Here is a 15,595-nt window from a genome sequence, read left to right as displayed (position 1 = left end):
TTTTTTCCTTGTCTAGCCAGAGAGTTTTAGGGAAAACACCGCTTCCGCGTCCTGCTCTCGCTAAGGTACCTACATCCTGTAGGCAAGGCGAATTTACGCGCCAATAGCTGGCTATTGGAAGTGAATTCAACGCAGTTAGCACTAAAACTGGCTGCTAGAAAGGCATTAATTATCCACAGCTCAGGTTATTTAGTATTTCATTTGTTAAATTGGCTAAGGCAATCTACTCTTAAGATACATTCAAAGGATTGAAGGTATCTAATATGGCCACTGCACGCTGCCGACAAATTTGTCTATCAGAAACCAAATATTATCACTGTATTTCTCGCTGTGTTAGGCAAGCCTACCTTTGCGGTCAGGATATAGCCACTGGGCGTTCTTACGAGCATCGCAGAGATTGGGTCGAAGAAAAGCTACTCGCCCTTAAAAAAACGTTTTGCATTGATGTCTGTGCATATGCGGTTATGAATAACCACACTCATATAGTTCTGCACGTTGATATTCAAAAAGCCAAACGTCTAACTGACAAAGCTATTATCATTCGCTGGCACAAGCAGTTTAAAGGCAATTGGCTCACACATAAGTTTATTCGTAATGAGCCATTATCAGATGCGGAAAGATCAATACTTGATAACACTATCAATATATATCGATCACGCATAACCTGTATAAGCTGGTTTATGAGAACTCTTAATGAGTATATTGCACGACGAGCAAATCGAGAGGACCAATGTACAGGTCGGTTTTGGGAAGGGCGCTTCAAATCACAAGCACTACTTGATGAAGCTGCACTTGCTGCGTGCATGGCCTATGTTGATCTAAATCCCATTCGCGCTAACCTAGCTAAGCTACCTGAAGAATCTAAATACACGAGTGTAAAAAAGCGTATTGAATTAGCCAAACAAGGTAAGCAACCTCGCTCACTATTCCGATTTGCTGGCAATCCGAGAAAGCATATGCCTAAAGGTATACCGCTTGAGCTGTCATCATATCTCGAACTGGTCGAACTCACAGGGCGTTGCATAAGAAGTGACAAAATAGGTTGCATTATAAACAAACAACCGATTTTAGACAGGTTAAATCTAACCTCTAAGAACTGGATAAACCTGACAACACAATTTAGTACTGTGATCCATGGAGCTGCAGGTAGCTCAGCAGCAAAGCAAAAATATTGTGATTCACTCTCAATTCAACGGCGTTCGAATATCTCCAATTGTTTAGCACTTTTTGGTTAATCATCAAATTAATTAATAATTGAGAGCCTAGACCAATTGCACCTTAGCGAGAAGCAATATAGCTTGCTTATTCATGCATCCATAATGCAGGCCAATCATAAACTTCAGAAATGGCTCTAGAGATTTCATGGATTAATTGAAAGCCATTGTCTGAGTTTGTCATAACGACAAAACCTCGGCCAACACTAGCAAAAGACACAGCATAGCAAGTATACCCGGCATTCCCACCACTATGTCTAAATCTATAAGCGTTACCTTCTCCATCGAGTCCTATTCCTGTACCACCAGCACCGGGAACTCTAGTAAGCATGACTTTCGCAAGATGTGGAGATAATAAGCTTTCTTCATCACCACGATAGGACTTACCTAGAGCAATCATAAATAATGCTAAATCAGAAGGAGTACTCCATAACCCCGCAGCTGCCTTTTCAGGATATAGCCGATAACCTCCAGCGATCATATTTGCTTGTAAATCATGACCTTTAGCAACTCTATATTGAGGCAGATTCAGCGACGCTAACTTAAAAGAGCTGTTATTCATGTTTAGGGGCTTTAATACCTGCTTTTCCATTAACTCAGAGAATGACAGCCCACTACTATCTTCCATCAACAGTTGCAAAACTGTCATGCCACCACCTGAATAAAATTCAGACTTCCCAGGTGTTTGAAACACTCTAACTGATGGGGAATTACTCAACTCACTCCCTTGTAAAACCTGTACGAGCGAAGGAGTTTTTTGGTTTCTGCCATAACCAGCGAACCCTTGTACATTGAGCCCTGAGGTGTGACTCATAATTCGACTGGGTGTCACTTTATTTTCTTTAGTAAATTTATTATTGGGGACCTGCCAGCGTGTAAGCTTACTGTTTACATCTTCATGTAGTCCAAAACGACCTAGCTCTATCATCTTAAAAGCACCAAAGCTCGTTACAGCTTTAGAAATGGAAGCAGCCTGAAACAGCGTATCCGGCGTTACATTCACTTTTGAGTACTCATCTGTAACGCCGTAACCTTTCGACCAAAGAATATGATTATTATCAAAAACAGTAATGCTAACAGCAGGGACGCGGTATGTGCTCATTCTGGATTGAAGTGTACTCGCTGTTTCACTACTCACCCCGTTATCATTAATTTCGCGAATACTCTGCTCGAATACTCGTTGTTTATTTACATAATCTGGTGCTACAGCTTTCAACTTTTGTTCTGCACAGCTCGCCACAGTAACCAGAGCTGCCAGCAGTGTGATTTTCATGACTCTCATATATCGGCCTATTCAAACACTAAAATATTATTGTCGTATTGAGGCCGTAAAAAGTTTGCTTTGACGACAATTAAGTTTCAAACATCAAACTAACTGTAGCGCCTGTATTGTTGGCATATGCAGACACCCACTTTATCGTCACAGTTTAAAAATGGGTGTCTTTTTAACGTTCTCTCTCCGAGGAAAGCGACGAGCAACATAGTTGGATAAACACATACCCAAGTTTTGAGCAGCGCATTGAGCAGCTACGGCAAAAGCCGTGAATCATAAACAGGAATAGCATTAATGCACTGAAAAGTTGTTAAATAACTCCAGCTATTAACACTGACTGTTTCCTTATACCGTACAATCCCATTACATTTTTTAACTTGCAATCTATGTTTCTAAATTGGAGAATCTGTTTTTAAATGAATCACGGGTAAAAAATGAAACCATCCAAACTTTATCTACTACCTATAACAGTAGCCAGTATCAGCACATTTCTCACGGCCTGCACATCTGAAACAGAATCTGATCTGTTGAAAACAAACGCAATTAGTGCGGATATATCAATAAATTCAAATGGAGAAAGAGCCCGAATTGTGGCCGAGTTAAATGTTGGGGACTCGTTCGGCTCTAATGTAAATTTAAGCGAAGGCGATACACTAAGAGCGATCGTAAATGGTCAGACGATCCAATTGATTAAAGATACTGACATTCTAGATATTGATTACGAGGGCAGATCCTCTGTTGTAACTGGTAACAGCCTATATACTATCCAGTTAAATCGGAAGAAGGAAGAAAATGCTTCAGCGTCAGTTGAGCTTCCCTTAGGCTTCCTGATACTTACCCCCGAAGCAGAGAAAACTTTTCGATATGATGAAGATATTGAAATTCATATTGATGGAATAGACTTAGCGAGTGAGACATCTCTTATCGTTAACTATGCATGTTCAAATAATACGGGGGGGTTAGTGACAGGCTCTTTCTCAACACAGTTTGGAAGCTCGACAAGCAATACATTCAATGCAAAAAGCGCTGGCTTCATAGATCTAGAACAGATTTCAACTTCAAAACCATGTGAATTTGACATGGAAATTCAGAGAGTTAGAACAGGTCATTTTAACGGTGAACTTAAAGAAAATAGCTTGATTAGAGGTATCCAATCAAGAGTTATTAAAGATCTGAAATTTACTTTCTAGTTTACATAATTTTAAGTCGCTATACGTATTTCAAAAAAGGTGGAATAAGTCCACCTTGACCCAAAACCTGAGTTCATATTGGATAATAAACAGCCTTTCTTAACTTTTTAGTATCGCTACGCCACAGGCTTTTATAATCAGCGCTAATTTATCGTCTCCGATACACTTCACTTATCTTAAATTATTCCCTACAATGTGCGGCGGTTTCGAGTAGAGATTATTATGTGTAAGGGAATGTCAAAACTACTTATTATGATGACGATGTTGGTTGCCTTTGTTGGGCAAGCATTAGCATCACCCTTTTTTGTATCTGATGATGACATTATTATCACGCAATCAACCACACTTGAATCTCAAAACGAATACCAGCAAGGTGCAGATGATTGTTGTGACACAGATTGCTGCGAGAACGATTGCATTTGCCCAGAAAACACCTGTGCAACCTTTGCATACATTCCTGTAAACCCTATTGCCTCAGAACTCATTCGTTTTGGTGGTCCTGTACGATCGACTCCGACTCCAGATATTCATAGTATTGTGACCTCATTCTATCGGCCTCCTATTTTACCGCTTAGGCTACAGCCAAACTAAATTCTTACTAAAAATTTAATTTATATGCTGCGAAAGTTATACCAATTGACTTAATTAAGCGGTTTATTTTGAGGCGAAAAAATCTTGTCGATAACACAGCTACCGCGCCCTGCTATCGCCAAGGTATCTACACCCATGTGGGCAAGACGAAAATATTATTATTTAGTCGTTCTAAATAATAAGCCTTTAACGTAGCTCGTGTCAGGTTTTCTCCTCAATTTGAGCTGGTATTAAACTAATAAAAAACTTCACAGTGTTTTGCATTACTTGAGGTAAAACATGCTTAATCAATATTCAAAGGTGGCGCTGGCTATCTTACTTGGCCCGTCTGTATCTTATGCAGGAGAACACCAACATCATGACGAACATAACCAGAATAAAATAGAGAGAATTCAAGTAACCGCGTCACGACTTGGTCGGATCGTGAACGAATCGGCAACTAGAACTGAAATTATCAATAATGAAGAAATCCAAGAAAAAGCCTTAATGCGGCCCGGAAATATTTCTATGCTAGTTGCTGAAACTGGCGGTGTACGAGTACAAAATACCTCTCCGGCTTTAGGCAGTGCCAACATAAGATTGCAAAGCCTGTATGGTCGCTATACCCAGCTACTTAGTGATGGTTTGCCATTATATGGTGGACAAACTGCGTCAATTGGGTTGCTTCAAATCCCTCCAACCGACTTAGCCAATGTTGAAATTATCAAAGGATCAGCTTCTTCTTTGTATGGTGGGTCAGCCTTAGGCGGGGTGATTAATCTTATCTCTCGTACACCAGGGGATGAATTTGAAGGTGAAGTGCTACTCAATGCAACATCAAAAAGTGGTCAAGATATTACCTCCTATTTTGCAACCCCACTGACCCCAAGTACTCGTGCGTCAATTACTCTGGGACTTCATCATCAAGCTCAGCAAGATTTAGATGAGGATGGCTGGCTTGATATAGCAGGCTATGAGCGCGCGACCGTTCGCCCACGTTTTTATTGGGAAGATGAAGACGGTGCCAACCTTTATTGGACGTTTGGTGCGATGAAAGAAAATCGTGAAGGTGGTACGCAACAAACGGATACATTACCTACTGGCGAATCATTTCCTCAACACCAAGACTCATTAAGGTTAGATAGCGGTTTTATTTTCGACCAACCACTTAGTGAAGAAATAAACCTCAGTGTTCGTGGTTCAGCTATGCATCAGGAGCATGACCATGTTTATGGGCTGACTCAAGAAACAGATAACCATGAAAGTTACTTATTTGAATCTAGTGTATCGGGTTATCGTGAAGCTATTGCTTGGCTTGTTGGAATAGCCTATCAGTCTGACCGCTTTGAGTCTGATGACTTTTCAGAGTTTAACTATAACTATCAAGCACCTGGGTTATTTTCACAGATAGACTATGACACAGTAAAAGACGTTTCAATATCATTGAGCGCCAGAACCGATTGGCACAGTGAATACGGCACTCAGTTTAGTCCACGCGCATCCATTTTGTACAATCCAAACAGCTGGACAATTCGCGGATCCTACGGTCAAGGCTTCTTTGCGCCGACACCTTTTATTGAAGATATTGAAGACAGTGGCCTGTCTCGCCTTGAGCCTTTAAGTAACTTAAAGGAGGAACTGGCGACTACAGCGTCTATTGATCTCAGCTATATATTTGATGACATTGAAACAAGTGTCACCCTGTTTGCCTCGGATGTCGACAATGTCACTGAGCTTGAGATCATCGAAGCCCAAAGCCCGAATACAAATAACCACGTTCGATTAGTGAATAACCCAGGCCAGACCGAAATTCGTGGCGCAGAATTGCTCTTGCGATACCGCTGGCATGACATCAAAATAACTGGAAGCTATTTATATACTGACGCAACAAAACTTAGCGGATTAGGCACTGGCCGAACTCCCTTAACCCTAACACCAACACATTCTGCTGGTGCAGTAATTATGTGGGAAAAGCATGGCAGTCACCTACTAGGTTTTGAAGCTTATTATACTGGTACACAGCATCTCGAAAATAACCCTTACCGTGATAGAAGCGACGCTTACTGGCACTTAGGCTTACTTGGTCAAATCACTCTTGGTAACGTAAGTTACTTCTTAAATGCAGAGAACTTGCTCAATGTTCGGCAAACTAAAGAAGAGCCAATATTGCTAACCCAACAGGCTCCAAGTGGACGATGGACAACTGATATTTGGTCTCGTAACGACGGATTTACGGTCAATGCAGGGATCCGTATTAAATTTGGTCATTAATTATTTCTGAGCTTTGCTGAAACGATACAATTTCATGTTGGCATATGCAGACACCCACTCTAGCGTCACAGTTTAAAAATGGGTGTCTTTTTAACTTATCACCTAAAAAGATAAGTGGGTGTCTCTTTAGCCGTACTTTAGCGTAGAAAAGCGAAAACCAAAGTGGAGCGAGTCCACTTTGGTTTAAGATAAAACAGAACTAGCTAGTACTGCTCAGTAGCCCTTTTTTAGTCTTCTAGTATCGCTTTGTACAAAACGATATTTCTTTGCAAGTGCTCTTTCCTTGTCTCTCTTATCTTTTAGGCTGGCGTTGTTTCTTTGATGTTCACTTCTTAGTTTTATGAAGTTGTTGAAGCGCCTAACTTCAAGTTCGCCACTCTCTATCGCTTGCTGAACAGCACATCCGGGCTCATTTTGATGTGAGCAATCACTGAAGCGGCAAGCGCTTTCTAACAATTCAATTTCTGCAAATGTTTTACTGATCCCTTGTTGGCAATCGGCTAGTTGGATCTCCCTCATTCCTGGTGTGTCGAGCAACACTGAGCCATTGTCCATAAAATGTAACGAGCGAGAGGTTGTCGTGTGCCGCCCTTTTGCATCATCTTCACGGATTGAACCGGTGAGCTGCTCTTTACACTCTAACAGCGTGTTCACCAAGCTGGACTTACCCACACCTGATGAGCCTACAAATGACAACGTTTTGCCCGCGCTACACCAAGCTTTTAGGCACTCAACGGAGCTCGGCTCCAACGCATTTATCACTTCGACTGTCAAAAATGGATCCAACTCCTGAACGAGTTGTACTTGCTGTTGCCAACAATCGACCAAATCCTTCTTGGTCAAAACAACAATTGGCTCCACTTGAGCTTCGTTAGCCAGTGCTAAGTAACGTTCGATCCGGTTTAGATTAAAATCCTGATTTAGCGAGCAAACAATAAACAGGCTATCGATATTTGCAGCTATCAATTGCTCCGCGACTTTACTGCCCGCAGCTTTCCTTGAAATAACCGATTTGCGGGATAATAGCCTAATAAATTGATAATTTTCATCCAACAAAACCCAATCACCAACCGTCATACTAGGCAGTGAAACATGAGTAGCTAAAGAAATTTGTCGTGATTGCAACTGGATTAAATAATTACTTCTGTGGTGCGCTATCACGCGGCCAAGATTTGATGATTCTAGTTCTGTTAGTGTCAGTTGCTGTTGAAAAAATGCTTGCCAACCAAGCTGTGTTGGCGAATAAGATGTATTCATTATAAAATCTCAAAAATGCAGAAAGACTGCAAAAATCAAGCAGGGTTAATGAATATCATTGACCCCGGATAAGCCCATTAGGCATCACACCGGGTAAAAGGAGTAAAAAATTTAGAAAAGACGAAAGTTAAAGTCTACTAATCACACCTAGCTACAACTTTTACCGGGTGGCTCAATAAAACAATCATCAAATTCTCCTTAAACTTTTTTTGAATACCACCGTAGAGTAGCACTGAAGATAAGCTAGGTAAACTACGTATTTTGCGATATCCGGACTAAGCCATTTGCAGTATGAAAAATGTTTTCAAACTAATAACACCTTCCAATTTAGCCACATCGTAAAAGAAAACATCGTTTATTTAATCTTTTTTTAACACAACTCACCTAACATAGGTAAGACCCAGCCTTTGGAACTAAGTTTATAAACCAAACCAATCCAAAAGCAGTAAGCATAACAATTCTAAAGCTAGGGTAAAAAGCCTGTATTTGATGTGGGTTGTGGGTGCTAAGGTCTATAAAAACATACTTTCTAATATAAAAGGATTATTTCTATGAAATTTCATTCAATCGCCGCAGTAGTAAGCTTAGCGTTATGTAGTGCAACATTTACTGTTGGTGCTACTGAACAAGAAGAAAAAACCGCGACAATCGGTGAGCAGATTTTAGATAAAGTAAAAAGTAAATTACTATCGGGGTTTGGTTCACTTTTAGCTGATGCTGTATTTGGTTCTGGTGGACCACAATACGTTATGCTGAGCGAAGAGAGCCTGCAGGCAATACAAGAGCGCGTTAGAGAAGAAATTGTACGTGATGCGGAGTTCGACTTTCTTTCTGAGTTTAGAAGCGTTGAAGCAAGCTTAAAACACTATGGCGATACCGTAAAATACAATGGAGAAGACCCTGTATTACTTGGTGGATTATTACTAAAAGCTAACGATCTGATAAATCACCGAGCTTTAAATAGTAGCTACAATGATGACTTTTTCTACCTTGCAGACACCTATGCCTCAGCAGCATCGGTTGTAGTGGCAGTGTATACTGAGCGTTATTTGGCTGGCATGGTGCCAAAAACAACCGTCGTTACCGCAGCTAAAAATCTAGCGGATCAGTTAAGCATAATGCTGGCACAGAAAAAGCAGGCGGACTTGCCACTTAGAAGTGGCTGTGAAGCACCTGACCCTTATTCTCAAATCGTTGAATATAAATGCTGGCTTAAAGACCCGTATGGTAACTATTTAGCATCGTACGTGGTAGAGCCACAATATCCAGATGATGTTGAATACTGGAATCGCAAAAAATCCCAAGCTGAAACAGAATACAGGCAAACCAAATTTAACAAAATTCAGGCTGTTATTGATCAACTAAGAAGCCTATAAAAAGCCGATGGAGTAAGATGGTTTAGTTACCTCTAAACCATCTTACTTTTGTTATCAAAGGGTAACACATTGCCACTGATTACTTGCTTTACAACGCCAGCATTAAAATCTCTTTCGCCTTCGCTAAATCAATATCGCCGTGCTCACCTAGTGCCGTCATGCCGTTCTTTTCTAGATTAGCGATAACTTCCTGTACTGCTTTTTCGTCTAATTGATAATCAGCTAAACGGGTTTGCACCGCCATCGACTCAAAAAAGTCCTGAACTGCTTTTATTGTTTGGTCAATTTGCTGCGCTTCGTCTGCGGCTGTAATACCAAATACACGCTCACCAAGTTGCTTGATTTTCTCGGCTTTTTTGTCTCGTTGCACATACATCACCGCAGGTAATACAATCGCAAGCGTTTGCGCGTGGTCAAGGTTATACAATGCCGTTAGCTCGTGACCAATCATATGGGTTGACCAATCCTGTGGTACGCCTTGACCAATAAGGCCATTTAGCGCCATAGTTGCAGACCACATAACGTTTGCTCTTACATCATAATTGTTAGGCTCGCTTAATGCCTTTGGCCCTTCGCTGATAAGCGTTTGTAAAATACCTTCTGCAAATCTGTCTTGCAGTGGCGCATTTACTGAATAAGTTAAATACTGCTCAATCACGTGAACAAACGCATCCACTACCCCATTACTCACTTGGCGAGGCGGCAGTGAATAGGTGTATTCTGGGTCAAGTACCGCAAACTGCGGCTGCACAGTTGGTGACGAAAACGCACGCTTTTGCGAAGTTGCCTTTTTTGTAACCACTGAGTTGCCGTTACTCTCAGAGCCTGTAGCAGGTAAAGTGAGCACAGCACCAATCGGTAATGGATTGCTAAAGCTTGCGCCTTTTACCAAAATGTCCCAAGGCTCACCGTCAAAATTCACGGCTGCCGCCACAAACTTTGCGCCGTCGATAACGCTGCCGCCGCCAACCGCAAGAATAAAGTTCACATCGTTTTGCTTTGCTGTCGCGACCGCTTGCATTAGCGTTTCATATGTTGGGTTTGGCTCCACACCACCAAATTCCACAACCTCAACACCTGTCAATGCATTCATTGCTTGGTCGTATACACCATTATTTTTAATCGAGCCGCCGCCGTACAGTAGCAACACCTTTGCAGCCTCTGGTAATCGTGAGGTGATTTCACTCATTTGGCCTTTACCAAAAAGAATTTCGGTTTGATTTTTAAATACAAAATTAAGCATGCTCAATTCCTTACTGTTTAATATTCGGTTCTTCCGCTAACATTTCTAGCAGCTTTTCTGCTAGTAATGTGTCTGAAAACGGGTTTTGCCCTGTAATTAGCTCTCTATCAACAACCACTTTTGGCTGCCATGCATTTGCAAACTGCATTTTTCCTCCAGCCTGAGACATCGCGGCTGCTGGGTAAAAGTTGAGTTTTTCGCCATTTAACGTGCTTTCAAATACTTGTTCTTCTGGGTTCGAAAATATCGTCATTTGATATCCGTCATAAATCCAGTTTTTCGCTTGAACAGGTGACTGTGTTGTTAAACTCTGATAATACGCTTTTGGTTCACTTTGTGCCGAAAGCAACGTAATTGGGCCGTGGCAAATCGCAGCTGTTGGTTTATTCTCGCGGTTAAAATGGCGCAAAATTTCACCCACCTGCGGATTATTCGCCAAATCAATTAACGGTGCGTGTCCGCCTGGAATAAATACCGCATCAAATTCGTCTAGCCCCGCAGCAAGGATCTCGCTAAAACTTGCGGTATCATTAATATCTGGCAGGTTAGCAATAAATTTTTTGATGCTTTGTAATTTAGTCTCATCACCGCCGAAGTAATTAACCGACACTGATTTTTGATCAACAGCAGGGGCATTGCCTTTTGGTGTTGCTAATATCAGTTTATATCCAGCATCCACTAAAGCCTTTGCAGGTATCCCAAACTCATTGAGGTAATAACCTGTTTCTATTGTCTCACCACTGGCAAGTTCCATAGAGGTTTCGCTCGAAAGTAACACTAATACTTCACCTTCACTTGCATGAGCGCTAAGCACATGTGTTGCACCCAATAACGATGACACCCACACCATCGTATTCACCCAATAACGATGACACCCACACCATCGTATTCAGTATACTCTTTTTCATACCGGCTCCTCATACCAGTTCAATATCGACGAGTTTAGGCGATTTGCGGACACAGGTGAATTCGGATAAATTGGTAGGAGCAATCAGAATATTTATGGCTCAAGTAATTTATGTCTCATCTCACCCAACTAAAAACCTTTGTGGAAGTATACCGCTGCAAAAATATCACCAAGGCAGCGGCCAACTTGGGGATGTCGCAGCCAGCTGTCACGGCACATATTCAAACCATGGAAGCGGTAGTAGGAAAAGCCCTGTTTGAACGCCAAGCAAGAGGGGTAAAGCCAACGCCAACAGCACATGACTTAGCGCTGCAGGTGTCTGGTCATATCGATATTTTAGAGCAGAAGATCACCTCAATTCGAGCGCGCTCCAACGCGGTGTTTGGCACACTAAATATTGCTGGCCCCGCGGAGTATTTAAGCTTTGTCTCCGGTCCACAAATCGCCAACTTATTGCAAGCGGGCAACATTAACGTGGTACTTCATATTGGCAATAAAATTAACATTTTCGACGCACTAATAAACGACACCGCCGACATCGCCATTGCCGCCTCTGCGCCAGATCCCACAAGCTTTGACTATTTAGTTCTAGACAAAGAGCAATTGTGGCTAGTGATGAACCGTTTAGAGGGCAGAGAAATTCAAGACAGCGATATTACCGCCGACTTACTCTCAAGCTATAATGTCGTCACGTACGATCAAGACTTACCTTTGGTTAGACAATACTTTGACCGTGTATTTAATGCGGGCTGCAACTCTAATGTCATCGCTATTTGCCCAGACATTAGAGCAATTGCTAACATCATTCGCTCTGGAATAGGTTACTCCGTCCTCCCCGATTATCTCTGCCGAGATCTCATAAAAGCAGGTGAACTGATCCAACTTGGCCCTGTAGGCCCTGAAAACAATATCTATCTAGTATGGAAAAAGGGCGCGTTAAAACACCCACGCATTGCTTTTGCAAAAGATGTGATCTCCGCCTTTGCTAATATTAATTATCTTTCGAATTAAAAAGTTGTAAAAAAATTATTTTCCGCAGATTTCTGCTGAGAATTCCTGTTACCTTGCTGTAAATTAAAAGAGACGGGTTGGAGCATCAATGGACTATCAAAGCCAATATCGTGACTTAACTATTTATTACGACGCACTAAAAAAAGCAACAAAGCAAAGTGAAGCGGTACCAGACACCACAGAAAAATGGCTGGCACTCGTAGAAACGACCTTATTTGAATTACAAGAGCTTGCCCATATGGAAAAGGCTTATATGCAAAAATCAAGAACGATGAATAACCTAATTGAGTTGGTATATTCCAGCGCCCCAAGCATGGACTAGCAACTACGGGTTATTGCTGTTGAGTTTTGCATTGACAAGAGTGCTACTACTAGCACTCTTTTTTTCGCTAGAAATAGAGTTAAACAGATTTAAAGTTTGAAAAGAAATTAGCTGCACATACTTTACGACGCGGATAACCTGCGAAAATTTATGTGTGTTAGGTGTACTATTGGTACACCTTCAATGTAGTAAAGATTTCCTCGGACAGTTCTGCAAACACACCGTGGATCCGCTCAGATAGCGCTTTTACATTATCGAAATCAGGGTCAGCAAGCATTAAAATTTCAAAGATTGACCACTCAGGCATAACATCTTGATCCACCCACCTAACCCCCTGTAACTTTGCCCAATAATCAATCTGAACATCCTTTGTTTGCCCAAGGAGCCAAAGTTCGAATTGCACCTCTTGATGGTTCAACACAACTGCCAATTTGAGCTTGTGTTTTTTAAGGTAATCGTTTTGCAGATAAAAGTATGTAAAGTCAATATATCCGTGTAACACGTTTGCGACTGTAAACTGGCCTTTATACTGCTTACTGAATTCAGCTCTGAGACTTTGAACAATAGAGACAAGATCCTTATAGGTTCTCCGTAGTTCGCCACTTGCAAATGCCATTTTATAGGCTGGAATTCGAGCACGAAGACTTTTATTAGACATGTTGTCCTCTGAGTTTTTCAGGCACATAGCAAAATGACCCACACACGAAGCTAGCATTGCAAGGAGCCTGAGTCATCATTAGATTGCTAATATCATATCAAACAATCAAAGTCGAATGACGCTTCATATATCCCAAGCTCAAAAATCAAGAAGCAAAAATCAATGACACCCACCACAAATTTCAAGCCTTCATTTTCCTAACGTCAATGCAATTAGTGATGGGTATCACCAATCCATCCTTAGGCATTCTTATACCAAATTTTCTAAGAGCTCATCACAAACCAATTCTAATGCTGCAGCCTCTAGAGAAAATGCATCGATGTACTTCGACCAAAACCACTCTTTCCCTATCATAAACTGGTTTCCAAGTTCGATTTTTAGAACAAAATGGCCAAGGGCATCAACTGGTTTTATTAGCAACTCCAATTCATCAGGGCTTTCAGAAGTTAGTTTAGCTTCGCCCTTTAATGTACTTTTTAATGATTCAATATTTTTTATGAATTCCTGTACTTCACTTCCATCAGCCCATACGTCCTTTGTAAAAGTGAACCCGCTAGAGCTCAAAGTTAGCCGAAGATTGTAATCATAGTCGTACTCATCCGCTCCTCGGCTCAATACAACGATTTCTAATTTATGGCTATCACTTAAATTTATCTTCATACTTTAGGAATGCCTAACGAGCCTGTAGAATTGCTCGTTTTTAATACATTTTGCATAGTGGTATCAACCTTAGCCGAGTTCTTTATTTGATTCAATCGTTTACTCTAAACGTCACTGTCATTTTTTACTGTGTTTTAAGAGGCTATAAGGCTGGTCTCTGTGGCTTTTTGAGGTTTAAAATGAGCTACACTTCTTAGTGTATTATTTTTTGCAACTTTTCTAGATTATGCACCAAGCAATACAACTTCCATTGCGCATTCACTTTCCCTTACCCTCGTAATGTGAGTTTATTCATTCCTTTATTCACTATGATGTTGCCGAACACAGGTTCGATACACCTAAGTCGCTTGCTGTATTATCGCCGCCTCTAATTTAGTAGTGGTAACGACACGAAATTATCGTTATCGCTTGATCATCAACTGCATAAACAAGCCTGTTAGTGTCATCAATACGACGAGACCAAAAACCAGATAAACTCTCTTTCAACGGCTCTGGTTTACCTATGCCCTCAAATGGGGAGCGCTTAACATCATTGATGAGTTTGTTGATGCGCTTGAGTGTTTTCTTGTCTTGAGTTTGCCAATACAGATAGTCATCCCAAGCGTCATCAGTCCACGACAGTAAACGTTGACTACGACTCATCAATTAACTCTCGTGCTGTTGTTTTACCAGCACGGTACTGTGCAATCGAACGATTTAAGTGTTCAGCGTTTTGAGGAGAGCGTAGTAAGTGGACAGTCTCCATAAGGCTATTGTAGTAATCTAAAGACATAACCACAGCATCCTCAGAGTCACGACGTGTAATGACTGTTGTATCTGCGTCATTAACTACACCGTCTAGAACAGCTTTAAGACCATTTCTAGCTTCAGTAAAAGATACAATTCTCATAAGAACCTCTACATGTACATTTAATGGAACAAGTATAGTCTTCACCATTCTACTTGTACAGTAAATTGAGCATGTAATATTGATAAGGTAACCAACACTCCTCTCACCGGAATTTTGGGAGCGGAGTAAGTGAAATTTCCGAGTGTGGTGGCTTGTTACATTACGTCATCATCAGCATTCAAAGCCATCTTTAAGAAGCTAGGCATTCTTGGATCTGTGAATTGAAAGAATTATCAAATCGCAAGTTACCAAATCGCTGACACCCACCACTTAATTTGCACCTTCCTAAGATACCGCCTACGCTTTAATTCTGCACTCAAAGGATTGAGGAAACCAAACTATGGCAACTGCTCGTAAAAAACAAATCAGTTTAACCGACACCAAATATTATCACTGTATCTCCCGCTGCGTAAGACGCGCCTTTCTGTGCGGTGAAGATAAATTTACTGGAAAATCATATGAACACCGCCGGGATTGGGTTGAAGAAAAGCTCCTGATCTTAGGGTCTGTGTTTTGTATTGATGTCTGTGCTTATGCCGTGATGAGTAATCACACCCACATTGTTTTATATGTTGATGATAAAAAGGCTAAGCGCCTGTCTGATGAAGCGATTGTTATTCGATGGCACAAGTTGTTTAAAGGCAATTGGGTAAGTCAAAAATTTACTGAAGGTGAGCCACTCAATGAGTCGGAGCAATTGATACTCGATGAGCATGTCGCCAAATACAGAGAAAGGCTCGCAGATATTAGCTGG

General features: G+C 41.2%; 15 protein-coding genes and 1 pseudogene. 8 read left to right on the top strand and 8 right to left on the bottom strand.

Going from position 1 to position 15,595, the window contains the following annotated elements; all coding sequences use genetic code 11:
• The first annotated feature begins 263 nt into the window (after window positions 1-263).
• Entirely contained in the window at window positions 264-1,235 is a 972-nt protein-coding gene (locus MHN32_RS22365; protein ID WP_239422849.1) for a transposase, read from the top strand.
• Window positions 1,236-1,302: 67 nt separating this feature from the next.
• Here MHN32_RS22365 and MHN32_RS22360 read toward each other — a convergent pair whose 3' ends face one another.
• A complete protein-coding gene (locus tag MHN32_RS22360; RefSeq protein WP_233525270.1) occupies window positions 1,303-2,487 on the bottom strand; it encodes a serine hydrolase domain-containing protein in 1,185 nt (394 codons plus the stop codon).
• A 434-nt stretch (window positions 2,488-2,921) separates the two neighbouring features.
• Here MHN32_RS22360 and MHN32_RS22355 point away from each other — a divergent pair, with 434 nt between their 5' ends.
• The 3 genes from MHN32_RS22355 to MHN32_RS22345 all read left to right on the top strand — a co-directional run bounded on the left by MHN32_RS22355 (window position 2,922) and on the right by MHN32_RS22345 (window position 6,518).
• Window positions 2,922-3,677, top strand: coding sequence for a hypothetical protein (locus tag MHN32_RS22355; RefSeq protein WP_174169486.1), 756 nt, complete (start codon window positions 2,922-2,924; stop codon window positions 3,675-3,677).
• A 234-nt stretch (window positions 3,678-3,911) separates the two neighbouring features.
• Window positions 3,912-4,268, top strand: coding sequence for a hypothetical protein (locus MHN32_RS22350; RefSeq protein ID WP_174169487.1), 357 nt, complete (start codon window positions 3,912-3,914; stop codon window positions 4,266-4,268).
• A 279-nt stretch (window positions 4,269-4,547) separates the two neighbouring features.
• Window positions 4,548-6,518, top strand: coding sequence for a TonB-dependent receptor (locus MHN32_RS22345; RefSeq protein WP_239422848.1), 1,971 nt, complete (start codon window positions 4,548-4,550; stop codon window positions 6,516-6,518).
• Between the two features lie 213 nt (window positions 6,519-6,731).
• On the opposite strand, the gene rsgA is transcribed toward MHN32_RS22345, so the two are convergent.
• A complete protein-coding gene (rsgA, locus tag MHN32_RS22340) occupies window positions 6,732-7,775 on the bottom strand; it encodes a ribosome small subunit-dependent GTPase A (protein WP_174169489.1) in 1,044 nt (347 codons plus the stop codon).
• A gap of 551 nt (window positions 7,776-8,326) precedes the next feature.
• Between rsgA and MHN32_RS22335 the strand changes: the two genes are divergently transcribed.
• Window positions 8,327-9,151, top strand: a complete 825-nt coding sequence (locus MHN32_RS22335) for a hypothetical protein (RefSeq protein ID WP_239422847.1) — start codon at window positions 8,327-8,329, stop codon at window positions 9,149-9,151.
• A gap of 88 nt (window positions 9,152-9,239) precedes the next feature.
• On the opposite strand, the gene MHN32_RS22330 is transcribed toward MHN32_RS22335, so the two are convergent.
• Both MHN32_RS22330 and MHN32_RS22325 read right to left on the bottom strand, forming a co-directional pair.
• The gene (locus tag MHN32_RS22330; RefSeq protein WP_239422846.1) at window positions 9,240-10,394 is read right to left on the bottom strand and encodes an iron-containing alcohol dehydrogenase; all 1,155 of its coding nucleotides are present in this window, start codon (window positions 10,392-10,394) and stop codon (window positions 9,240-9,242) included.
• Between the two features lie 10 nt (window positions 10,395-10,404).
• Entirely contained in the window at window positions 10,405-11,244 is an 840-nt protein-coding gene (locus tag MHN32_RS22325; RefSeq protein WP_239422845.1) for a type 1 glutamine amidotransferase domain-containing protein, read from the bottom strand.
• A 168-nt stretch (window positions 11,245-11,412) separates the two neighbouring features.
• Between MHN32_RS22325 and MHN32_RS22320 the strand changes: the two genes are divergently transcribed.
• Complete coding sequence (locus tag MHN32_RS22320; protein WP_010603674.1) at window positions 11,413-12,312, top strand: LysR family transcriptional regulator; 900 nt, start codon at window positions 11,413-11,415, stop codon at window positions 12,310-12,312.
• An 88-nt stretch (window positions 12,313-12,400) separates the two neighbouring features.
• Complete coding sequence (locus tag MHN32_RS22315; protein WP_010369844.1) at window positions 12,401-12,634, top strand: hypothetical protein; 234 nt, start codon at window positions 12,401-12,403, stop codon at window positions 12,632-12,634.
• 166 nt (window positions 12,635-12,800) lie between these two features.
• Here MHN32_RS22315 and MHN32_RS22310 read toward each other — a convergent pair whose 3' ends face one another.
• From MHN32_RS22310 to MHN32_RS22295, 4 genes are all read right to left on the bottom strand, one after another.
• On the bottom strand, window positions 12,801-13,292 hold the full coding sequence (locus MHN32_RS22310) for a hypothetical protein (RefSeq protein ID WP_239422844.1): 492 nt from the start codon (window positions 13,290-13,292) through the stop codon (window positions 12,801-12,803).
• Between the two features lie 249 nt (window positions 13,293-13,541).
• Window positions 13,542-13,952, bottom strand: coding sequence for a hypothetical protein (locus MHN32_RS22305; RefSeq protein WP_095727777.1), 411 nt, complete (start codon window positions 13,950-13,952; stop codon window positions 13,542-13,544).
• A 372-nt stretch (window positions 13,953-14,324) separates the two neighbouring features.
• Entirely contained in the window at window positions 14,325-14,594 is a 270-nt protein-coding gene (locus MHN32_RS22300) for a Txe/YoeB family addiction module toxin (protein ID WP_239422843.1), read from the bottom strand.
• A complete protein-coding gene (locus tag MHN32_RS22295; protein WP_239422842.1) occupies window positions 14,584-14,841 on the bottom strand; it encodes a type II toxin-antitoxin system prevent-host-death family antitoxin in 258 nt (85 codons plus the stop codon). The genes MHN32_RS22300 and MHN32_RS22295 overlap by 11 nt, the downstream gene beginning before the upstream one ends.
• A 340-nt stretch (window positions 14,842-15,181) precedes the next feature.
• Here MHN32_RS22295 and MHN32_RS22290 point away from each other — a divergent pair.
• Window positions 15,182-15,595: pseudogene (locus MHN32_RS22290) on the top strand (transposase); the annotation flags it as partial.

The organism is Pseudoalteromonas sp. Of11M-6 (assembly GCF_022347905.1).
GTDB lineage: Bacteria > Pseudomonadota > Gammaproteobacteria > Enterobacterales > Alteromonadaceae > Pseudoalteromonas.
This window is presented reverse-complemented; position numbering and strand designations above follow the sequence as displayed.